Source organism: Psychrosphaera aquimarina (assembly GCF_032461525.1).
Lineage (GTDB): Bacteria > Pseudomonadota > Gammaproteobacteria > Enterobacterales > Alteromonadaceae > Psychrosphaera > Psychrosphaera aquimarina.
Genome location: NZ_JAWCUA010000010.1, coordinates 338,689 through 361,842, shown reverse-complemented (window position 1 = coordinate 361,842; position 23,154 = coordinate 338,689). Strand labels below are relative to the sequence as shown.

Sequence of the window (23,154 nt, the reverse complement as noted above, 5' to 3'; positions counted from 1 at the left end):
TGACGTCCGTTCCCCTCGGGGCTTTAATAAAACTAATACATTCTAAGTTTCCTTCTTAAATCAATTGGCATTTTTGAAAGCACTACATCAAGCGTGTCCTTTACTTGCCTGCATTCTAACTCCTTAACTTTGTTACGAAGCTCCTGCACTTCAAACACCAAGTCATCTTTTCTCTTTGTACGAACCCCTGTAACTGTAAACCTAGATTTTTGTTTTTTTTGTTCTCGCTGGTGCCTTTCAAGAAGCTCTTTATTTGCTACATCAAAAAACTGCAATACATATTTACTGAACATTGAACTTCTAAATATACTTTGAGCAGATACACCGACAGCTAGTGCAACCTCTGATTTTTTTATCCGATAGAGACTTTTTGGGGTTTTTCCGTCGGCCACCTTTCCGAAATTAGCTATTTGAAATTCTTTCGTTACTTTAAGCTTCAATATTGCTTTCCATACGCGGTAGGTTGTATGACTTTCACTTTTGACCCAAACTGGCCAATCTACTTGCTGATGATGCTTATCGTCGTTATTTTTTACGTCTAAGCTGTCAAGAAAATCATCTGACATCAACGCATCTAAATCATCCATGTAACTCTTCCTCCACATACAGTTTTGTCTCGATGCTTTCAATTGCTTTGCTAAACCAATACAGCATTTTATCAACTTTTTCAGCATTGGAGTCTAAACGCATTTCCTTCACTCTTTTTTCAGCTGATCGTATCGTTGGCAAGTGATGCTGCACCATAAAACCCATAACATCTTCATGTAAGGACTCTTTAATAAACGGTTGAATCACTTCCCATATACCTCTTAGGTTGCCCTCGGTAACAAGAGCGTTTGTACAATCTAGACAAAATGCTAACTTAGCATTATGAGGATTTATACCTCCAAATTCAGCGCACTTAGCTCTAGATTCCGTCCCCTCTCTGGGGATACACGTAGCGTACTGTGCTGAGTTTACTGAAATAACTCGACGAGTAATTTGCTCTCTAAGAGCTCTAAACTCACTAGGTGTGACAACTTGCGTCATGCTGACAGACTTACCTACAAACCGGGCAATCCCCCCTAAGAAATTAAGACCGATTGCTTTATGTTCAATGAGTAATGTATCAATAATCGTGTTTAAAACTTTAGGACGAGCAACGCTGATCAAACTCTTCGCTTCTTTATCTCTAAGGTAAGCCATGAAAAAAGAATCATCCATATGACAGAATTGATGACGTATAGCTGCACCTACATCCCCTTGATAACGCATAAGTACTGCTTCCGCCCAAATATGGCGAAAGGCATGCGGAGTCGGATAATTAACGCAACGAAGTAGCTCCGTAGCGATACTCTTCATTGCCCTTCTGTCTATTCGGCTATTACTGCCGCTCAACCAAACTTTAGTCTCTGCCGATAAGTAGTTTTCAACTACCTTTTTGTGTTCTAGATTTGAAATATCTCCGGTCTGCTGATATTCAATTAAAGAGTTTTTGAAACGCTCAAGTGCTCTTGAGCCTGCGACATACGTGCAGTTCAAAATGACTATCCCTTCTCTAAGCGCTTTGCTACTCTCTAATAAGTGTTTACCGCGGGCACTTGAAAGATCATACTGATGACTCAGTTCCGTGAACCTTTGCTTTTCGGAAAGAGACAACTCGCTATTCTTTTTCATTGATAACCTATCAAGCTCTAAAACATCGTTAAATGGCTTATATCGCTGAACAAATATAAACCAGTTACTCTTTACTCGCATCTCAAGGTATACACCTGATTGATTGGACGTAGGTTGTTTTTTTATTAAACCAGAAGATTTGTACAAGCAAGGTCCACCATTAGGTGGTTGAAAAAGTACATTCAGTTCTGAAGCAACTTGGTAGCACTGAGATGTGATTTCTCGATCCAATTTTGAAGACCCATTGGTCTTAGGAACAACCCATTTCAATTTAAATCGAAAAGGGATGTGCGAGTTATCTAAGATGTCTAAGTTAGGCTCTGCATGAATAGCTGAAAGAGGAAATCCATATTCACTTTTTCTGTAGCCAAGCCAACCTACAATCAAGCAAGTCATTGCATCAGCCACTCGTTCAAGGGTAAATGTAAAATCTACAATCCCTCTAACTCTAGAGTCCCGCACCAGATCTAAAAACCAAAGTTGAAGAGAATTAAAAAAAGCTACTTCGTCAAGGCGTTGCTTATCAATAAACTTACGCATTAACTCGTAAATATTTTCAACTGTTACTTTATTCAACTTATGACTATCTACAGTACTTCTACTCAAAGAGCTCAAGTAATCTATCCAAATGTCTTCTGGCTCTTTACTGGCATTAAAAGGTAAGTATTTTTGGAGCATGAGTAAACGTATCACTTCAACTGCATCAAAGCGCGACTCCAGACCAAGTTCCCTTACTACCATGAGGATATTCTTTTCTCTAACAGCCATGACCTTTTCAAAATTGTTCTGGTACTCACTGAAAAGTACTAATTTGGTAGCATAGTGCAGCTCGTCTGAATTAAGCCCTGTGGTGTTGGATTTTTTGTTAAATTGGTAAGTACCACGAATGGTGTCTAAAATAACTAGTCTCCATAGGTTCACACTACCGGCACTTTTGTTTTCTCCTTCATTGACACCAATGTTCTTATATACTTTCGATATTGAACGCTTGCATATAAGTGTGTAAAAGTAGTTATCCTCATAACACCCTCGCAAATAATCCATATAATACTGACCTATTTCCAAGGTCAAAAAGTTTAAACTACTACCTTTTTTGTACTCTGATAGAGTTATTCCCATTAAGGATTTACAAACATTATTCAAAGCCGATTGGTACATTTTACTTGTTAATTTAACATCAACCACTCCTGATACGCCTATCGAATGTAGGCCATCTCTTTGGTCCATTAAGTTACAATAACCGTATGTCGAATTATGAGCTGGAGCACTTAAACGAGCGAACATTCCTTTACGATTAAACCTATTCGTAAGAAAATTCAAATGAAAACTTTCAACATTTTTTGAAACAAGTAAATTACACTCTTGAAGTTTAAAAAAACCAGCCAAATCGAGATTAAATTGATATACAATACGTGCTAAATCTGTTCTTTTCAGAACAACAGCGCAAACTACAGAGAGCTTTACATATTCAGCCATTGATAGTGAATAACAAGCGCCACCTATATTCAATCTCGCAGGCCTATGTGCATTTAAATGTGGCATTTCGAATATTGAAAAATCTAACTCAGTTTTACCACCATTACTTTTCCGAAAATATAACTTGTCAGAATAAATATCCCCATATTCATTTAGAAAGTTTTCATGGGCAAGCAACTTAGTATTTTGTTCTTCCCAGAAAGTATTTAATTTATTATCCTTAACTCTTCTTAACATAGGCTTTCCTTATTAGAGCGAATGAAAAACACTGACGGTAACTCCATTGCTTCTCGCAATATTATAGAGTTCCTCTCCATCTCTTAATGATTTTTTGCTAAGTGTAGGCAGTACTTTCTCAATCCATTCGACATATGGGAATACAGTTAAGTAGAGATAATCAGAGTTACTACATAATAATTTTTTGTATTTTTTTGAATTCATAAAGATAATTGAGCATTTTGAATACGGTGATTTTACTATCTAATACATAAATCGGTAGCAAGTTTTCTTCTCTAAGATTAGAAAATGATAAAATCCCAACTTCATTTACTACTCCCTTACTCTGTTCAGTCACTACCTTTAATCTAGATAGTAACTCTTCCGACTTATAAGATATCGCATCTGTAACATTAGAAAATTCGTTATTAAAGATAGCCTTTTTAGTTTCGAAGTCATTTTTCTTTTTTTAATTTCGTCACCATCTAATTCGAACTGATTTGGCTCATTGAAATCCAGATCAAATACATTATTAATTAGATCTATCATGATACTTCGAGTGATACGACCTGAAGAATTAATAAACTCCTCATTGTCCTGGGTTAGATAATGAAGCTTTTCTGTCCCATTAGAATGTGAATTACGATTGATAAGGTAGTGTAAAGTGTACGGGTCAGCATATGCATGAACAGCTGAGTTTTTTATCGCCTGCAATCCAAATAACTGGCCTTTCGTGGGCTTATATTGATGAGATATTAATGCCTGTAGCACTGTAGGTATAATTATAGGGCTCTCCCCATTCTGTAAATGTGACGTTTCCAACTGTTGTTTCATATAAGGTAATTCCAGAACAGCCACTAAGCTCCCATAAACACTCCTTAATCCTTTTAAAAGATGTGGTGTAATCGCCGTAAAAGTCTGCATTTTCTTATTTTCATGCTGTTCCAGGTAGATAAGTAGCGCTTTGCCTTCTATTTTTCTGGTTGATAAAGTTCGAGTATTATGAATTGCATTGGATCGGCCTTTGAAATATTCGCATTCTATATGTCCAATCCTTCCACCTACTATTAATTTCCGAAATGAATTCAACGATAATTTGGGAATATCAGAAGGCTGAACCGTAAGGCTTGCCATTAACCAACTGAACATTAATTTTTCCAACTCTGTTATTGGCATTGACTTTTTTGTATCTAAAATACGCGATATAACATTCATTGAAAGCAAAGTACCATCAAAAGAACTTTTAAAATTACGCTCTGCTAAAGACGCTGAAAAATTGTTTTCTACATTTATATATTTAGTATGAAATATCTCATTAAAAATCTCATTAGAAGTAAGTGCATGCCTTGTTTTTTCGAATTTAGTCACGTTAGTCATATTTGAAAGTAGTAACAACTCTAGTGCATTTCTTAAACCTAAAGGTTTTTCATCTAGAGAATGAAAACTTTCTATCAAACGATAGACTATTTTTGCTGTATACACTTTCTTACCAGAGGTTGTTAGGCTCAGATCGTCAATAAACTGAAAATCATTAGCTGTAAATCCGCTCACAACCAAAAATTGTTGTAACGCAACTTTAGATTCAAATAGTTTGATAATAATTGTAGATGCCGTCCACCTTAGCGAATTTACCGTCAACTTAGCTGATGCCAGCGTCAGATAAAGTTGATTACCAACCCCTACATCGTCTCGTCTCAACCAATCAAGCGCCCCAAAGTAACTAGCTAATGAAATTTGCTTTTTATTTAGATTGGGGCTAACTGACGTGCCTTTTAGCTTTCTAAAAAGTTCTGACTCATCAGTTGTCAAGGTAAGCCGAAATTCGTCAAATTCGTAAGCATATGACAGTATTGCCAACAACTTACTTAAAACACTATAGCCGCCGTGGTTCCCCAACAAATCAAAATGATATTTTTCATACTCTTTAAGTGCATTGAACCGGTTTAATATTCTTGCTTCATTCAACCATTTAATAAAACGTACACCATATTGCTCAACAACAACCTTTGCTGATTTCGGCGCAAACTCACTAACATATGCATAGTTGTGCGCAGCTATGACCACTCGATATAAAAAGGCCTTTGTTGTATCATTTATGTCCTCAAAGACTAACTTACGTTCTTTTAGCCGTGTACCAGGGATTTCTTGAAGCAAGATAAAAGTCGAATTGAGTGGATATGTGGATGACAGGGGAGTTTGGCGAGTTTGAAGCTCACTTAAGATTTGCTCTTCTAATAACTCAGATTTTAATATTTCTCTATTTTCATGAGCTTTTGAAATACCTTTACTAGCCATAAGTTACATCCTTCAACATGTGTTCTCGATAACCACAAGAATGAATATACCGTTTCGTCGTTTCGTTCGCATGCATTCCATCAACTTTATGACCTAATCTTCTTGCCGTTTCTATGTATATTCCTGATGTTGTCGTTATACTTTCATAGCTCTTATTTTGCCCTTCACACAGGTTGTAAAAAATGTCAGTACCAAAAGAATGTCTTAAATGGTGATATACATTACTCTCTGTGATATTTTGAATTCCAGAGTATAAATCTATCCCTGAATTTATTTTCTCTATTACTTTTCTTCTCGCTAAAAGAAAGGTATTTGACCCAAAGGATCTGTCTATGCATTTCCCCTTTGTCTTTCCTGAATTTGCTAGCAATAGATGATTTGAGTTAGATTTAGGTCTCTCCAAGTCACAATATCGTTTCATTTTTTGCAGTAAATCTCGAGGTATATATAACATTCGACTCCGGCCATACTTTGTATATAAAGATGGCAAGTGATATTTAAATTCCTTCTGACTACCATTAGACTCTAGCTGTTCAAATAAACTTAGTATTCCACTGTATTTCCTTTGATTTGCTTTAAAATCATTTAGCAAAAAACCTCTGTTTTCCATAGTCCTGCATCCTAATTCACCACCATTTCTAAGAACAATCTCCTGTAATAGAGTATTTGTGTTGCGATAAATAATTTCACGTGTTTGTGGTAACAAGTAGTTTACAGCTAAAGGTCCCTTATTATTATTTCGTGCCGCTGTTCTGAATTTAGTTTTAACTCCAATGTATTTGCGTTTATTCCCAAAGAAAAGAACCAACCAATTATAATAAGAACTAATAGAGTTAACAGCCTGATCTACAACCGCTTCACTTTTTGAGCATTCATCTATCAAAAACTCATTTATATATTCATTTATTACTAGGTCCGGCAATGCTGTATGTGTATAGATATTAACGTGTTCAATATCATTATATTCATTTACCCACTCTAAAAAACGACCTAAATGATTGCAAATTTTATAACTCGTATCAGGCCCTATTTCTTTTTCTAAAAATTTGTAAATTATCTTATTTGAAGTTTCATCTTGATAAGAGTTAGACTCGACTCTAAAGTTTAGAACTTGTGTATATCGAGCAAAAAGACATGGTAAAATTAATGGATTGTGATCATCATCCAAATAAACATAGTGTCTATTCAGTTTTTTATCGTTATATCTATACATACACTTCTTACGAATCAACTAACCCATTTAGTTTCAGTGTAGTAGCGTTTTGATTTCTTACACAAATTTCTTGGAGATTACACTCTAGAGTTTAATAACAATCCATGTCGATGTGAATTATTTTTCTCATAAAGTTAACTGTATAAACAAACAGTTAATTGGGCAAGTTTTTTATTTTACATACTGACTTAAACTGCGTATCTTAGCGCGCTCATTTATAACAATTACATTAATTAAATTGGAAAATTCAACATGGAACGTAACTTTTTACTGCCTTTGCTTGCCTCATTATTTTTAACTGCTTGTATCGAAGTCAAAGATGACAGTGACGATAACACAACGATAGAGCCAGCCATAACACCAACAGTAACCTTAACAGGGTCTATTATCGATTTATCAACTAACCAAGCTCCAGCAAGTGCGTTAGTGTCTTATAAAATAGGATCGCAATGGAGTGACTCTGTTGAAGCTAACAGTGGTGAATACTCTCTAGAAGGCTTAGCTGGCAACTCAGATATTACTATTTTAATAGAAAGTACATCTGACGAATTTATGCCTCGTACAATCAGTACAAGAACGTATTACACTGATGAAGGGATTAATTATCAGAATCTACAACCAATTAACGTTAGCCCAGCTATTACCTACTCGTTTTCAGTTCTTGATGTTGAAACTAAAACCGCAATCACTGATCTTAAATTTACAGCTCGCTCTGTAAACAATACTGCTTATTACTTTCAAGATGATTATGAATCGTCATATAACCAAACGACGAATACTTATTCTGTTACGATACCTGAATATTTTAGTACACCTATATTTTATGCCAACTTAGATACTGATGGCGACGGTGACTATAACTATCAACTTTATGATAATTATTATAACAACCTAGATCGATTGACGATTTCAGAAACAAATTTAAAAAATGCTGATACGCTTTACCTTAAGAAGTATATACCTGAAATAGCGGTAGCTTTAGAACCTCAGGAATTAAAGCTGCGAATAACCATACTTGATCAAAACCTAAACCGAGTTGAAGGCGCATCATTATCATTATTAGATAAACTAAATAATGTTAATGCTATTTATAATAATGAGTTAGGCCAATACACAATGGATGTGAACATCTTAAATAAATTACGTATAAACCTACCGTCTTTCGAATTCGAAGATAAGTTATATATGAGTAATTTCGCAGAATTAACTATTGATAGTGAAGATACTTTAAAGGTTTATAACAGTAGTTCAGCTCATTATACTAATGACCGTGAATATAAAGTAGACATAAATGAAAGTGGTATTGATATTGTGATGTATACGCAAGAATTAAACCCTAATGCAGATACCAATTTATCTTTACTTGCTTACTCACAGCAAGTTGATCCAGATGATTATTCTTATAAGCTATTTTTCTCTGTTCCTGTTGAGTTAATCGACGGCGAAATTGAGATCTTACAGCTTGATAAGTTAAATGTTGTTAAAGGGAATGACTCTGCTGATGATTTGACATTATCGGGTTCAACTTTAATTGAAAAACAAGATATAAAAATTGAAACTACCACTGAGCTTAGCTTAAACAATACAATGTTAACCATAAGACCAAAAGATCCAATTACGAGTAATGAGCAATTTAGGCTTAGCATTGGAGAAATCAAAGAAAAAGCGAGTGATATAAAGCTAAATATTAACCAAAGTTTAAACTTCTACAGTCAAGAAAAGTTTGCTGAAACCGATTTGTTTGATATCAACTCAATGGTATTAGATAACAATAATTACCGTGTAAATGATCAATATATAGTTACAAATAATACAGCAAATGTGACAACCCCTGACTCTTATACTTCACAGAACACGTATTTGTATTTACCGAAAGAAGTGAATTTACTTAAAGAGTTTACAATGAAGAAAAGCATCATTATTAAGGATGGTGTACAAACTGCAACTAATCAGCTTTATACTTTAGTAAGAAATGGCTCATTACAACTTTCAAAAGTGAATACAATTTCATTAGCTCTAAATGAAAATATCATTGGTTATACTAACTCAATTAACTTTGGCACTACCTTAACTGATGGTGAATATTGGAGATATGGTTACATTGAATATAATATGAATGACAATACAGATTCAGACGTTAATACTATTTCTTTTGAATATAGCTATGAAACATTAAAAGGTGAAATCCACACAGGCACGATTACACTGCCAGTAAAATAGTGCTCAATATATCTAATATAAAAGGTCTTTAAATAAGACCTTTTTTTGTGCTTAAAATTCACACAGAATTTCCTCTATGATTTACAATAGGTTACACTGATATATAGACATATGTTTATTGGGGTAAAAATGAAGTTGAAATTATTGCTGACACTTTTTTTAGCTTGTCATTCGTCAGTCGCGACAGAAAATAATTCAATAAACGTAATAGGTTATGCCCCACATCCTGCAATTGAACAACATTATTTACAAATTGTAAAAGAATCCTATGCCAGATTAGGAATATACCCAGACTTTATCCCTGTTAGTGATAAACGTTCATTTAAAATGTTAAGCCAAAATCGGTTAGATGGACTGGTAGTCCGAACCGAAAACATACTGAATGAACAAGTTAATTATATCAGCGTACCACCATCTTTGGGTATGGTCGAAGTTACGTTAATCTGCCAGCAATCAATCGCATGTAATAAAAAGTTGTTTGACGATCCTAACAAAATACTAGGTTTAGTGGCTCAAGAAGCTTATTACCAAGAACTACTTACAAATAAAGCCATCAACGTATATGAGATTGGTGATTACAAAAGAATGGAACAAATGTTTGAGCAAAATAAATTAGACGCCATGATCATGGTTTTTGATCTAAACACTCAGAATATTACCTCTTTAGGGTTGAATACTTTTACCTTAGCAAAACGTAAAGGATTTCATATGATCCACAAACGTTTTCGCCATTTGATTCCTAACCTTACTCAATCTTTAAGTACGTCTTTAGCTGCACATAAATTCAATTAACTCTAAAACTGTTTATAAAATAAAGGACGTGTTAACGTCCTTTTGTTTCAATCCGCCAGTTTTAGTGTTGCTTTTTACCCGCTACCCAAGTCTCAACAACTTTAGTTTTCCAGATATCTTGAACATCTATGTTAAAGATATCTTGGTCTATTAAAATGAAGTCCGCCCATTTCCCTTGCTCTAACCCGCCTAGTATTTTATCTTGATGGCCACCATAAGCGGCATCTAAAGTGAAGGCTTTAAAGGCTTGTTCTATGGTCAAAGACTCTTCTTTTATCCAACCGCTTTCAGGTTGGTTATCGCGGCCTTGCCTTGTTACTGCAGCATGTAAACCAAAAAATGGATTGGCTAATTCAACAGGAAAGTCAGAGCCTGCGATAACTTTACTGCCTTGTTTTAAGAAAGTCTGCCATGCATAAGCCCCTTTTAGCCTTTCTTTGCCGATTCTATCTTGTGCCATGTTTTTATCTGATGTGGCATGTGTCGGTTGCATCGATGGCAATACATTCAGAGTTTTGAACCTTGGAATATCGTCTAAGTTAATTACCTGAGCATGTTCAATTCGATTACGCAGTGTTTGAGCTTTTGGTCGGCTGTTAAAGGCAAATTCAAATTCATCTAATGCAATTCTGTTTGCTCTATCACCAATAGCATGAATGTTAATTTGGAAATCATAATCAAAAATGGTTTTAAATAATGTTCTTAAACGTTCGGGTTTTGTCAGTAATAAACCCATATTTTTAGGATCATCATGATAAGGCGATAGCATCGCCGCGCCTCTACTACCTAGTGCGCCGTCACCATATATTTTGACACTACGGATGGAAAGCATGTCATTAACATCATTTATGTAACCATGTTTTAACATATCGACTAACTTAGGATCTGTAGCGGCTAACATGCCATACACACGGACTTTAAAGTTATCGGCTTTGACTTGGTCCTGTAAAAAATGATAGCTGTCGTGGTCAATTCCAGCGTCATGTACGCTGGTTATACCTAATGATAATAGGTGTTGATTCACTTTATTAAACGCGACAAGTCGCTCATCATCTGTTTGTTTTGGTACTTTCTCCCATACTAAATTTTCTGCGTTGTCGATCAAGATGCCCGTTGGTTCACCCGTACTATCTTTTACTATCTCACCACCATCTGGCGATATAGTATTTCGGGTAATACCAGCCAACACCATTGCTTTAGAGTTTAACCAGACGGCATGTCCATCAACTCGACTTAATACCACAGGTCTATCTACTACGTACTCGTCTAAGTCTTTCGCAGTAGGGAATTTTTTACTTGGCCAAAGAACTTGATTCCAACCTCGGCCTTTAATCCAATTTAATTCTGGGTTTTGTTTTGCGTATTGGGCTACTTTAAAAGCGGTTTTCTGTTTTGATGATATATCTCTAACGTCCACCTGCAATAAATTAAATCCTAAACCTAAAAAGTGACCATGACCGTCTACTAAGCCTGGCAACATGGTTTTCCCTTGACCGTCAATTACTTGTGCGTCGGGGTAAGATTTTAGTAAATTGGCACCTGTCGCAACGACTTTTCCATTCTCAAAAACAATTGATGAAAATTCGATTAATTCACCACTGTTTAAATAAGTGTAACCTTTCACATTGTTGATAACGGTACTTTGCTTTATCGACGTTGAATCTGGCGACGGTGTTTGACAGAACACATTAATTGAAATAATGCTTAACGCTATTAACAAGGGCTTAACAAGCGTTTTAACGGTAAATAACTTCATGAGCGTACTCTATGTTTGTTGTTTTAATACCATCTTACGTTAAACAAATGGCATTAATAAAACAAACATTAACTATTGCGGTGATCAGAATGAATTAGCGGTTTAATGTAAACAAAAAATCACATAAAACGTTTACAAAGAAGATTGGTAATGGATGATGCACTAAATTTTATTTTTTACTTATTAAAAAATAAAAATAACTAAGTGAAAGAGTCTAGTTAATATGACTCTTTCGTTTACATAACGGTTATTAATGGTAGAAATAATTAGATAACAATATGGTTAGCCCATAACCTATCGTATAAGCAACTAATAAAGCTGGAATATAACGACAATAGGACATGAAGGTCATTTCTTTAATTTTGCTCATTGCAATAATCCCTGCCGCCGAGCCTATCACTAACAAAGAACCACCTACACCTACCGCATAAGTTAACCCTAACCATTGGGCTGAGCTCAGCACAGGCTCAGCTTTCAGTAAGGCCGCGGTAAGTGGAACATTGTCTAATAATGCAGAACCAATCCCCGCTACATAATTCGAATACATAGGATCAAACTGACTGTAGATTTGGGTCACGACTTGTAGGATGCCAACTTCTTTTAACATCCCAACTAACAATAAAATACCTAAGAAAAATAATAATGTATCAAACTCTATTTGACGAATATATTCCAACATTTGGCTTTCTTGTTTATCACTGCGGTACATTTGTCCTACCAAGAACATAATGGACAAGCCTGTTAAGAATGTTAGTACAGGTGGAATGGCAAAAATAACATTAAATAACATGGTACATAAAATGGTGCTGAAGAAAATAACCGCTATCATCAAATCAACTGATTCGTAGTCTCTGTTCGCTGGAGTCGTTGTTACTTCACCTTTAAGGCCAATTGAAAATATAGCGGCTAAGAAAAGAACACTTATTAGTGCGGGTAATAGTAATAAAAATAGTTGGGAAATTTGTAAATGCCCATCTAGATAAATCATTAGTGTGGTTACATCACCCGTAATCAGCGCCACGCCGCCTGAGTTCACTGAGAAAACCACTAAAATTGCCATTCTTAGTTTGGTTTTAATATCGATATTAAACGATTGTAATAACGTTAAAGAGACTAAGGTTGCGGTAATATTGTCACAGATTGCAGAAAGTAATAATGAGAATAGAGCCACTAAAAACATAATAATGGTAACAGAAGATTTAGCAGGGAAGAGCCTTTGCACAGCCATCTGGATTATGCCTTTACTATTTAAGTAGGCAACAAACGTCATGGTCGACATTAAAAACAACCACAAAACCGCAATTTCTAATAAATTTTCTTCAAGGCTGTGGTTTATAAGTTCATGTTGGCTAGGCTCGGCTGCAATAAATAATAATATCCAAGATATACAACCAAAAAACAAAGTGGTTTTTGCTTTGTTTACATGAGTTATCTCTTCAAATACGATTGATAATAATGCCAACAACGCGATAAATATAAGGGAATATTCCAACATAAACTATCTCAAATTCTAATAATAGAGTAATTGCACCAAAAAGGTGGAGCGAACTATATATGAATTCGAGTTGTATGAAAAGTAACAAGTTGGTAATAAAAAAGCACCAGACTTAGTAGTACAGGTGCTTTGATTGATTTGATAAATCGATTACGCTGAGTTTATTGGCGTATCAAATAATTTGATTTTGCTTCCAAGCTTGCTCTTTAGCCACACGAGCTTGTCTTTCTCTTTCTAATCGTTTGTCACATGGAGAGTCGCAATTACACGCTTTGTCTATCCCTAACGCACCTAATCCACCACAACTACCAGCAATTGATTTTTTCTTTACTAAGTAACCAATCGACATTGCAGCAAAAACCACTAACAACATGACTAAGGTTAATAAAAATACTTGCATTAACAACCTCTACTTTTGGTCTACTATTTTTTCTCTAAAAACAGTTTGAATTGTACCGTTGCTTGCTCTTTAAAGCCATCATCCGTTTTTGAAATTAAATAAACAGCTAAATTATGTTGCTGAGCAAACTCATAAGCTTTCTCTGTTCCCATCACCATCATCGCAGTTGATAATCCGTCTGCGGTCATAGATGAAGGATGAATAACGGTAACTGACACTAACTTATGATCAATCGGCTTACCTGTGTGCGGATCAATAATATGAGAATAGCGTACACCATTATCTTCAAAATAAATCCGATAATCACCAGAGGTTGCCACTGCATTATCTTGAGGCGCGATTATCTGTTGTATGACTCGCTCATTTGATACTGGCTTTTCAATGGCGACATGCCAAGGTTGACCTGAGTGCTTAGTTCCTTTTAGCCTCATCTCACCGCCAATCTCAACTAAGTAATTAACAAAGCCTTGGCTTTCAATAAAGTCAGCAACTACATCAACACCGTATCCCTTTGCTATAGTGGATAAATCAACATATAGATCAGGGATTGATTTAGATAACAGGTTCCCGTTAAGAGACAGTTTGTCTAAGCCAATACGCTGTTTTGTCGCATTTAGGATACCATCCGTCGGGATTACATCTGGACGATGTTCTGGTCCAAAACCCCATAGGTTCACTAAAGGTCCAACAGTGACATCTAGTTTGCCATTACTGAGTTGCCCCAATCGAATAGCTTCTTCAACTACACGTTTAAGCCCATCAGATATTTCAATGCCATCCAGTGACTTGGATGAATTAAAAAGAGAAAGTTCAGAATCAGGTATATAAGTCGACATCTGTTGGTTAACTTGGACTAACAACTCATCAATTTTTTCTTGTAACTTAACTTCATCAAAAGACTCAGTTGTTACAATTTTTATATTGTAAGTCGTGCCCATAGTTCGCCCTTGCAGATGAACAGGTTCGGCATTGTATTGTTGGGTGCAAGAAACCAAAAAGGCTAGCCCCATAAGGGCTAGCCAGATTTGTCCTAATATCTTCTTAGGCATAACTTTGATTAACCACCAAAGTCATCTAGCAAGATATTTTCGTCTTCAACACCTAAATCTTTTAGCATGTTAACAACGGCAGCATTCATCATTGGAGGACCACACATGTAGAACTCACAATCTTCTGGTGCTTCATGATCTCGTAAGTAATTCTCGTACAATACGTTATGAATAAAACCAGTATAACCTTCCCAATTATCCTCAGGTTGAGGGTCAGAAAGAGCTACATGCCATTCAAAATTGTCATTTTCAGCAGCCAACATGTTGTAATCATCTTCATAGAACATTTCACGTAATGAACGAGCGCCGTACCAGAAGCTCATTTTACGATTTGTTTTCAAACGTTTTAATTGATCAAAGATGTGTGAACGCATTGGCGCCATACCAGCACCACCACCGATAAATACCATTTCAGCATCAGTGTCTTTAGCAAAGAACTCACCAAATGGACCAGAAATCGTCACCTTGTCACCTTTTTTAAGGTTAAAGATATACGAAGACATTTTACCAGCTGGTAAATGTAGTTTTCCAGGAGGCGGCGTAGCGATACGCACATTCAGCATGATTATGCCTTCTTCTTCTGGATAGTTAGCCATTGAGTATGCACGAATAGTTGGTTCATCAACTTTAGCTTCAACATCAAAGAAACCAAAGTGATTCCAGTCGCCACGGTATTGCTCATCAATATCAAAATCAGAATACTTAAGTTCATAAGCAGGCGCTTCAATTTGAATATAACCACCGGCACGGAACGGTACAGATTCACCATTTGGTATTTTAAGTTTAAGCTCTTTGATGAAGGTTGCTTTGTTATCGTTAGAGATAACTTCACATTCCCATTGTTTAACACCAAAGATTTCAGGCTCTAATTCGATATCCATGTCTTGCTTAACAGCAACCTGACAAGATAAACGACAACCTTCTTTCGCTTCCCTTTTCGTGATGTGGCCTTCTTCAGTTGGTAAAATATCACCACCACCTGAATGAACATGTACACGACATTGGCCACAAGTGCCACCGCCGCCACAAGCTGAAGGAATGAAGATACCTTTATCAGCCAACACGTTTAATAATTTACCACCGGCTGAAGCAACAACAGACTTGTCATCTTCACCGTTGATTGAAATTGTGACATCACCTGAAGATACTAACTTAGATTTAGCGAATAAAATCACCATAACCAAAGCAAGTACTATAGCGGTAAACATCGATACGCCGAGAACGATTTCCATCGACTTTTCCTTTAATTCTATCTAAGGGTTTTGAGTACCAATATCCGGTGCTCAAAACCGACATTAACCTTACAGAGAGATACCACCGAAAGAAAGAAAGCCAAATGCCATCAATCCTGCAGTAATAAACGTAATACCCAAACCTTTTAAGCCATCAGGCACGTCCGAATATTTCATCTTCTCACGAATACCTGCTAATAAAACAATAGCAAGCGCCCAGCCGATACCAGAACCGATACCGTAAACCACACTTTCACCAAGTGTTAAGTTTTTCGCAACCATAAAAGAAACCGCACCAAATATTGCACAGTTAACTGTTATTAATGGTAGGAAAATCCCTAACGCATTGTATAAAGGTGGAAAGTACTTATCTAAAATCATTTCAAGAATTTGAACCAATGCCGCAATAACACCGATAAATGTAATGAATGATAAGAAACTTAAGTCAATTGACTTTGCTGGATCTGTAATTCCCATTACGCTATCTAACGCACCAGGCGCTAGAATGCTTTGGTAGATGATTTGGTTAGCAGGTACGGCTAAACCAAGTACCGCAATAACGGCAACACCAAGACCAATAGCGGTACTTACTTTCTTAGACACAGCTAAGAAAGTACACATACCTAGGAAAAACGATAAGGCGATATTCTCAATAAAAATCGTTTTAATTAATAAATTTAAATAATGTTCCATCTAATTTAGTCCTTCTCTACTTGCTCTGGTTTCCACTGACGGATAGCCCAGATGATCAAACCAATGATGAAGAAAGAGCTAAATGGCAATACCAATAAACCGTTTGCTTGATACCAACCGTCGTTTTGAATCAACGGTAAAATTTCAACACCAAACAAGCTACCAAAACCAAATAGTTCACGGAAAAATGCAACCGTTACCAAGATAGCGCCGTAACCCAAACCGTTACCAATACCGTCTAGGAAACTTACAACTGGCTTTTCTTTCATAGCAAAAGCTTCGGCACGTCCCATTACGATACAGTTAGTGATAATCAAACCAACAAATACCGATAGTTCTTTAGATAACTGATAAGAGAAAGCTTTTAACACTTGGTCAACAACAATAACCAATGACGCGATAATCGCCATTTGTACGATGATACGTACACTTGAAGGTATAAAGTTGCGGATCATAGAGATGAACAAGTTTGAGAAAGCCGTTACTAAAATAACCGCCAGACTCATAACAATAGCGTTAGCCATTGAACTTGTAACCGCAAGAGCAGAACAAATACCTAATACTTGTAATGCAATTGGGTTATTGTCAACGATAGGACTCGTTAATACTTTTTTAGCTTCTGAAGACATTAGTTCATCCCTCCATTAGAGTTTGCCGCACGATATTTAGCGATGAAAGGTGCGTACCCTTCTTTACCAAACCAAAACTGAAGTGTACGAGTTACGCCGTTACTTGTTAACGTTGCACCAGATAACGCATCAACACCGTGAACGTCATCAGATTTAGCGCCGCCTTTAACAAGATTTACAACTGGCTCGCCTGCAGCATTATATATTTTTTTACCTGGCCATAATGCTTTCCATTTAGGGTTCATAACTTCTGCGCCCAGTCCCGGAGTTTCTTTATGATCAGAGTAAACAACGCTGCGAATTGTATTTAAGTCAGCTTCAAGGCCAACATAACCATACATTAAGTCCCATAAACCAGAACCAACGATTGGTAATACAACGGTTTCAACTACACCCGCATCATTACGAACTAAGTAAACAACAGCATCATGTGAACGACGATTAATACCAGCTGGATCATTTTCAAGTTTTTCTGATTTATCTGCATCACGAGCATTACGACGCTCATCAAATAAAACAGGATTACCTTCGATGAATTCACCAGAATCTAAATCAATCATCTTAGCTTCAACGTATTTGTTAAATGTCGCTACGATGCTTTTAGGATCTTTACCTGAAGCTTCTAACAAGTTAGATGCTTCTAATATTTTAGTTTGTTGGTCTAATAGTTTATTCGCAACTTGCAGTGGTTTTAACTGAACTGCAGAAAACGAAACTAATATTGCACAAACAACACAAACGATAAATACGAAACCAACCGTTTTGCCAAACGTTTCTTTATTATTAGACATTACGAGCAAGCCTCCGTTTAATATTGCCTTGTACAACAAAGTAGTCGAACAAAGGTGCAAATAAGTTAGCAAATAAGATAGCTAACATCATACCTTCAGGGAAAGCTGGGTTAACAACACGAACTAATACAACCATTAAGCCGATTAATACGCCATACCAAAACTTACCTTTATTAGTAAATGCGGCTGATACTGGGTCTGTTGCCATAAAGAAGGCACCTAATGCCCAACCACCTAATACTACATGCCAGAACCAAGGCATAGCGAACATTGCATTTGTTTCACTACCAATCATATTAAATAAAGTGGCAGTAACAATTGTTCCTGCTAATGTACCAGCAACAATTCTCCAAGATGCTACACGAATGTAGATAATGAATAAGCCACCAATTAATATTGCTAATGTTGATACTTCACCAACAGAACCTGCGATGAAACCGTAGAAAGCATCTGCCCATAACGCCATATTGCTATAATCAATAGAACCAGCAATACCTTGGCTTAACATAGTTGCACCAGAGAACGCGTCAGCAGCAACCCATACAGCATCACCCGAAATTTCAGCAGGATAAGCAAAGAATAGGAATGCACGACCAGCAAGAGCAGGATTTAAGAAGTTTCGACCCGTTCCACCAAATATTTCTTTAGCGATAACCACACCAAAAGTAATACCTAATGCCGCTTGCCATAAAGGGATTGTCGAAGGAAGAATTAACGCAAACAAGATTGAAGTAACAAAGAAACCTTCGTTTACTTCATGTTTACGTACAGAAGCAAAAATTACTTCCCAGAATCCACCAACCAAAAATACGGTTAAGTAAATAGGTAAGAAGAAACACGCGCCGTACCACATTTTGGTTGCCCAACCTGCATCAGCGGTTAATTCACTTCCGAATAACTCAAATAATCCAACCTGCCATGAGTCAGCAACTGCATAACCAGCAGCTAAAGCATCAGCAGCTTGGTGACCAATATTAAACATACCAAAAAACATGGCAGGAAATAATGCTAACCAAACCATGATCATGATGCGTTTTAAATCAATACTATCACGTACGTGTGTTTGGCCTTTATTTACTAAACCTGGCGTATAAAAAATAGTTGCGGCTGCTTCATACAGTGCATACCATTTTTCGTATTTACCACCTGGTTCAAAATTAGGTTCTATTTTTTCTAAATAACTCTTAAGACCCATGACTAACCCTCTTTTTCAATCGTCGTTAGGCAATCACGAAGAATCGAACCGTATTCATATTTACCTGGGCAAACAAATGAACAAAGTGCTAAATCTTCTTCACCTAATTCCAAACAACCTAATGTTTGCGCAGAGTCTGTATCACCAGAGATCAAATCACGTAGTAATAAAGTTGGCAAAACATCTAATGGCATAATGCGTTCATAGTTACCGATTGGCACCATCGAACGGTCAGAACCATTGGTTGTCGTCGTCATGTTGAATAATTTTTTAGGAGATAAGTGGCCTAAGAAAGTACGTGTAATTGAATACTTATCAGAACCAGGCATAGCCCAACCTAAGAATTCTTTTTCACGGCCTTCTGCCAATACAGAAACTTGCAAATGGTAACGGTGAAGATAACCGTGAACACCCATAGCTGCGGTACCTGCTAAAACTGAACCAGAAACAATACGGTTTTCGCCGTCTTCTAATTCACCTGAAGTTAAATCAGCTGTTGATGCACCAAGAAGTGTGCGAACCAAACGTGGGTTTTTAACAACTGGACCCGCTAAAGAAATAACACGTTGATTATTTATTTCGCCAGTTAAGAATAATTGCCCATAAGCAATTACTTCTTGGTAGTTGATATGCCAAACTTTTTTGGTTGCAGACACTGGATCAATAAAGTGAATGTGAGTACCTACTAAGCCGGCTGGATGTTTACCAGAGAACTCATGTACCGATACTTTTTCACCAGAAGCTTGAACCGAAGAACCAGCCGCTTTAGAAACATTTACTTTTCCATCCGTTAATTGAGCTAATACAGCAAGACCGGCATTAAATGCGTCTTGTTGCTCTGCAATAATAACTGCAGGATCAGCGGCTAATGGATTAGTATCCATCGCGTTAACAAATATTGATGCTGGAGTAGAGTCAACCGCTGGTACTTTATCGAAAGGACGAGTACGTAACGCAACCCATTGTCCTGATTCAATTAGTTGTTCAGCAACTGCTTCGCGAGAAAGTGAAGAAATCGCACTCGCGTCGTGTTTAGCAAATGTTATTTGCTCATCACCCGCTACTTCAATCACGATAGATTGAAGAATACGTTTTTCACCTCGGTTTATTTCTTTTACTACGCCGGCTGCCGGAGCAGTGTATTTAACGCCAAGGTTCTTTTTATCTTCAAAAAGAATCTGACCTTTTTTAACACTGTCTCCTACCTTAACATACATCGTCGGACGCATGCCGTGGTATTCTTCACCAAGCGTAGCAACAGTTTTAACTGTTGGACCATCATGGATGGCTTGTTGTGGAACTCCTTCAATAGGAAGATCCAACCCTTTTTTTATGTTGATCATACGCATATGCACTGTTTAAGTTGAAAGATATGGATTTTTAAAACACTCGCGAAATCGCGATTTCGCCAATATTCATAAAACATTAAATCGTAAAAATTTGTTACTTCCCTGCTAGCCAGAAAGTGTAGCACTTATCGCCCCTTTCTGACCAACTTAAATTTAAAAAAATATGGCCAAGACACTAATTATTGGACATTTTTTATCCAACCAGTCGATTGTATTACTAAGCTGAAAAACAAAAAACCGAATGGAGCATTCAGTCCATTCGGTTTCTTTTCGTTACACTCAATTTTAAACTAGATTTTTTAGCTCTAAATCCAGGTTTACATCAGCATCATAATCAACATTGTCGTAATCAAAGCCAAACAAGCGTAAGAACTCTTGATGGTAACCTTTATAATCCGTTAATTCGTCAATCGTGTCAGTATCTACCGTATCCCAAACAGCCTGAACGCGTGATTGTACATCGTCTTCAAGTTCTTTGTAATTTTGGAATAAGTGACCACCGTCATCAAATCTTGGTGTATCACCAAACAAGTTTTCTTTAAATAAAGCGGTAATTTGCTCAATAACACCTTCGTAAGTTCCGTCTTGTTTCATCACTTTGAATAGCGCTGATATATACAAAGGCATAATTGGAATAGCTGAACTGGCTTGAGTAACTACAGCGTTCAAAGAAGAGACATAAGCTGAGCCATTTAAGCTGGTTGTCGCTTGTTTAATAGCGGTTACTGCTCGGTCTAAATCTTCTTTTGCTTTACCTATTGTTGCATGTCCATAGATAGGCCAAGTTAATTTCTTACCTATATAGGTATAAGCCGTTGTTTTAAAATCGTTTGCTAATACATCAGCGTCTTTAAGTGCATTAATCCACAGCTCCCAATCTTCTCCACCCATGACTTTAACTGTATTGTCTATTTCGTCTTGATTAGCGGCTTCTACTGAAACTTCATCAATAACACGTTTTGACGTATTTAAGTTTTTAGTAGTTACTGAATTGCCAATTGGCTTTAAAGTTGAAGAATATACTTCGCCCGTTACCGGATCGGTTCTTCTTGGTGATGCTAATGAGTATATTACTAAATCAATTTTACCCATATCTGCTTTTATGGTTTCAATTGTCTTTTGTTTAATTTCAGTAGAAAACGCATCGCCATTAATGTGTTTAGAGTAAATACCGGCTTCTTCTGCTGCTTTTTCAAATGCAACTGTATTATACCAACCAGCAGATCCAGTCTTTTTTTCTGTCCCAGGTTTTTCAAAGAAAATACCTAACGTATTGGCACCATGACCAAATGTAGAAACGATTCTTGAAGCTAGACCGTAACCAGTTGATGCTCCGATAACTAACACATTTTTTGGACCGTTTTGTGCAAATTCATTTTGTTTTACATATGAAATTTGACGATTAACACTCTCAGCACAACCAGCTGGGTGAGCATTGGTACAAATAAATCCACGAACTTTTGGTTTAATAACCATGTTTAAATCCTGTTAAAAAAAACGTTGAATGAAAAATTGCGGCAAGTCTACTCTCTATCTTGTTAAAAACAGATCTGACTTGCCGATAAATATCTTTAATTATTTCTACAGTTTGTCTTATTAGTGACTTCTATTTTTATAATATTCTTCTTCTGACACTTTATGATAAGCAGATACTTGAGTTTGAAATTTACTATATGACTTCATTACTTTAGCCATCATAGGATCGTTATCAATTTGTTCTTGTATTACTTCTGCACTGGCTTTTTTTAGTGCTTTCATTACTGAAATAGGCAGTGTTTTAATTTCCACCCCATATTTATTTTTAAGGGTTTCCATAGCGGTATTATTACGTGCGGTGTATTCATCTAACATGTCTTGATTGATTGCACGTGCAGCTACTTCTACTATTTTTTGTAAGTCTTTAGGCAAAGACAAATAGGCTTGTTCATTGACTGTGAATTCCAACATGGCCCCAGGCTCATGCCAGCCAGATGCGTAATAATGTTCTGCAACTTTATAGAAGCCAAATGCTAAATCATTATAAGGACCAACCCATTCGGTTGCATCAATAGCGCCCGATTGTAATGAAGTGAATAATTCACCGCCGGTCAAAGCAACTGGCACCGCACCAAGTTTCTTCATTACTTCACCGCCCAACCCAGGAATACGAATTTTAAGTCCTTGTAAATCAGCCACCGAGTTTATTTCTTTTTTAAACCATCCTGCCGATTGAACACCAGTGCTGCCTCCAGCAAATGGAATTACACCAAATGGCTTATATAATTCACGCCATAATTCCAAACCACCACCATAATGCAGCCACCCATTGGTTTCTTGTGCATTTAAGCCAAAAGGAAGTGCAGTAAAAATAGGAGCTGCCGTCATTTTACCTTTCCAATAGTAAGATGCAGCATGCCCCATCTGAGCTGTACCTTGCGAAACAGCATCAAACACTTGGAATCCAGGAACTATTTCACCTGCTCCATATACTTTAATTTGCAATCGTCCATTACTCATTTCATTCACAATTGTGGCAAAATTTTCAGGCGCGGTTCCTAATCCAGGGAAGTTTTTCGGCCAACTGGTCACTAATTTCCATTTAAAGGTTTCTTGTTCCACTGCAACAACATTGTTTTTATTTTCCTCACCACAGCCATAAAGTAAGCTAATACTCAAACTAACCACGATAAAATTAAACCATTTATTCATTTTTATGTC

18 protein-coding genes are annotated in these 23,154 nt (G+C 36.7%); 2 read left to right on the top strand and 16 right to left on the bottom strand.

Annotation, left to right across the window (positions count from 1 at the left end):
* Positions 1 to 32 precede the first annotated feature (32 nt).
* The 4 genes from RT723_RS13580 to RT723_RS13565 form a co-directional block, all read right to left on the bottom strand.
* Entirely contained in the window at positions 33 to 587 is a 555-nt protein-coding gene (locus tag RT723_RS13580; RefSeq protein ID WP_315947595.1) for a hypothetical protein, read from the bottom strand.
* Positions 580 to 3,369 (bottom strand): hypothetical protein, encoded by a 2,790-nt coding sequence (locus RT723_RS13575; RefSeq protein ID WP_315947593.1) that lies wholly within the window; start codon positions 3,367 to 3,369, stop codon positions 580 to 582. The genes RT723_RS13580 and RT723_RS13575 overlap by 8 nt, the downstream gene beginning before the upstream one ends.
* A gap of 342 nt (positions 3,370 to 3,711) precedes the next feature.
* Positions 3,712 to 5,643, bottom strand: coding sequence for a hypothetical protein (locus RT723_RS13570; protein WP_315947591.1), 1,932 nt, complete (start codon positions 5,641 to 5,643; stop codon positions 3,712 to 3,714).
* The gene (locus RT723_RS13565; RefSeq protein ID WP_315947589.1) at positions 5,636 to 6,856 is read right to left on the bottom strand and encodes a site-specific integrase; all 1,221 of its coding nucleotides are present in this window, start codon (positions 6,854 to 6,856) and stop codon (positions 5,636 to 5,638) included. Before RT723_RS13565 ends, RT723_RS13570 begins: the two co-directional genes overlap by 8 nt.
* Before the next feature lie 252 nt (positions 6,857 to 7,108).
* On the opposite strand from RT723_RS13565, the gene RT723_RS13560 reads away from it, so the two are divergent.
* Entirely contained in the window at positions 7,109 to 9,076 is a 1,968-nt protein-coding gene (locus tag RT723_RS13560) for a hypothetical protein (RefSeq protein ID WP_315947588.1), read from the top strand.
* 129 nt (positions 9,077 to 9,205) lie between these two features.
* Complete coding sequence (locus RT723_RS13555; protein WP_315947587.1) at positions 9,206 to 9,868, top strand: hypothetical protein; 663 nt, start codon at positions 9,206 to 9,208, stop codon at positions 9,866 to 9,868.
* Between the two features lie 61 nt (positions 9,869 to 9,929).
* Here the strand turns inward: RT723_RS13555 and RT723_RS13550 are convergent, their stop codons facing one another.
* The 12 genes from RT723_RS13550 to RT723_RS13495 all read right to left on the bottom strand — a co-directional run bounded on the left by RT723_RS13550 (position 9,930) and on the right by RT723_RS13495 (position 23,145).
* Positions 9,930 to 11,624 carry an amidohydrolase gene (locus RT723_RS13550; RefSeq protein WP_315947586.1) on the bottom strand — a complete coding sequence of 565 codons (1,695 nt, stop codon included), beginning with the start codon at positions 11,622 to 11,624 and terminating at the stop codon, positions 9,930 to 9,932.
* A gap of 250 nt (positions 11,625 to 11,874) precedes the next feature.
* Positions 11,875 to 13,119: a sodium:proton antiporter NhaD gene (gene nhaD, locus RT723_RS13545; protein WP_315947585.1), complete on the bottom strand. Its 1,245-nt coding sequence runs from the start codon at positions 13,117 to 13,119 to the stop codon at positions 11,875 to 11,877.
* A 172-nt stretch (positions 13,120 to 13,291) separates the two neighbouring features.
* Positions 13,292 to 13,519, bottom strand: a complete 228-nt coding sequence (nqrM, locus tag RT723_RS13540; RefSeq protein ID WP_216056174.1) for a (Na+)-NQR maturation NqrM — start codon at positions 13,517 to 13,519, stop codon at positions 13,292 to 13,294.
* Between the two features lie 23 nt (positions 13,520 to 13,542).
* Positions 13,543 to 14,568 (bottom strand): FAD:protein FMN transferase, encoded by a 1,026-nt coding sequence (locus RT723_RS13535; RefSeq protein WP_315947584.1) that lies wholly within the window; start codon positions 14,566 to 14,568, stop codon positions 13,543 to 13,545.
* Positions 14,569 to 14,576: 8 nt separating this feature from the next.
* Positions 14,577 to 15,800: an NADH:ubiquinone reductase (Na(+)-transporting) subunit F gene (gene nqrF, locus RT723_RS13530; RefSeq protein ID WP_216056176.1), complete on the bottom strand. Its 1,224-nt coding sequence runs from the start codon at positions 15,798 to 15,800 to the stop codon at positions 14,577 to 14,579.
* Positions 15,801 to 15,869: 69 nt separating this feature from the next.
* Positions 15,870 to 16,493 carry an NADH:ubiquinone reductase (Na(+)-transporting) subunit E gene (gene nqrE, locus RT723_RS13525; protein ID WP_216056177.1) on the bottom strand — a complete coding sequence of 208 codons (624 nt, stop codon included), beginning with the start codon at positions 16,491 to 16,493 and terminating at the stop codon, positions 15,870 to 15,872.
* Between the two features lie 5 nt (positions 16,494 to 16,498).
* Positions 16,499 to 17,122 carry an NADH:ubiquinone reductase (Na(+)-transporting) subunit D gene (locus tag RT723_RS13520; protein WP_216056178.1) on the bottom strand — a complete coding sequence of 208 codons (624 nt, stop codon included), beginning with the start codon at positions 17,120 to 17,122 and terminating at the stop codon, positions 16,499 to 16,501.
* Positions 17,122 to 17,913: a Na(+)-translocating NADH-quinone reductase subunit C gene (locus RT723_RS13515; protein ID WP_315947581.1), complete on the bottom strand. Its 792-nt coding sequence runs from the start codon at positions 17,911 to 17,913 to the stop codon at positions 17,122 to 17,124. The genes RT723_RS13520 and RT723_RS13515 overlap by 1 nt, the downstream gene beginning before the upstream one ends.
* Positions 17,906 to 19,108, bottom strand: a complete 1,203-nt coding sequence (locus tag RT723_RS13510) for an NADH:ubiquinone reductase (Na(+)-transporting) subunit B (RefSeq protein WP_216056180.1) — start codon at positions 19,106 to 19,108, stop codon at positions 17,906 to 17,908. Before RT723_RS13510 ends, RT723_RS13515 begins: the two co-directional genes overlap by 8 nt.
* Before the next feature lie 2 nt (positions 19,109 to 19,110).
* Positions 19,111 to 20,451 carry a Na(+)-translocating NADH-quinone reductase subunit A gene (locus RT723_RS13505; protein ID WP_315947580.1) on the bottom strand — a complete coding sequence of 447 codons (1,341 nt, stop codon included), beginning with the start codon at positions 20,449 to 20,451 and terminating at the stop codon, positions 19,111 to 19,113.
* A 291-nt stretch (positions 20,452 to 20,742) separates the two neighbouring features.
* Complete coding sequence (gene fabV, locus RT723_RS13500; RefSeq protein ID WP_315947579.1) at positions 20,743 to 21,933, bottom strand: enoyl-ACP reductase FabV; 1,191 nt, start codon at positions 21,931 to 21,933, stop codon at positions 20,743 to 20,745.
* Positions 21,934 to 22,053: 120 nt separating this feature from the next.
* Positions 22,054 to 23,145, bottom strand: coding sequence for a TRAP transporter substrate-binding protein (locus tag RT723_RS13495; RefSeq protein ID WP_315947578.1), 1,092 nt, complete (start codon positions 23,143 to 23,145; stop codon positions 22,054 to 22,056).
* Between the last annotated feature and the right edge of the window lie 9 nt (positions 23,146 to 23,154).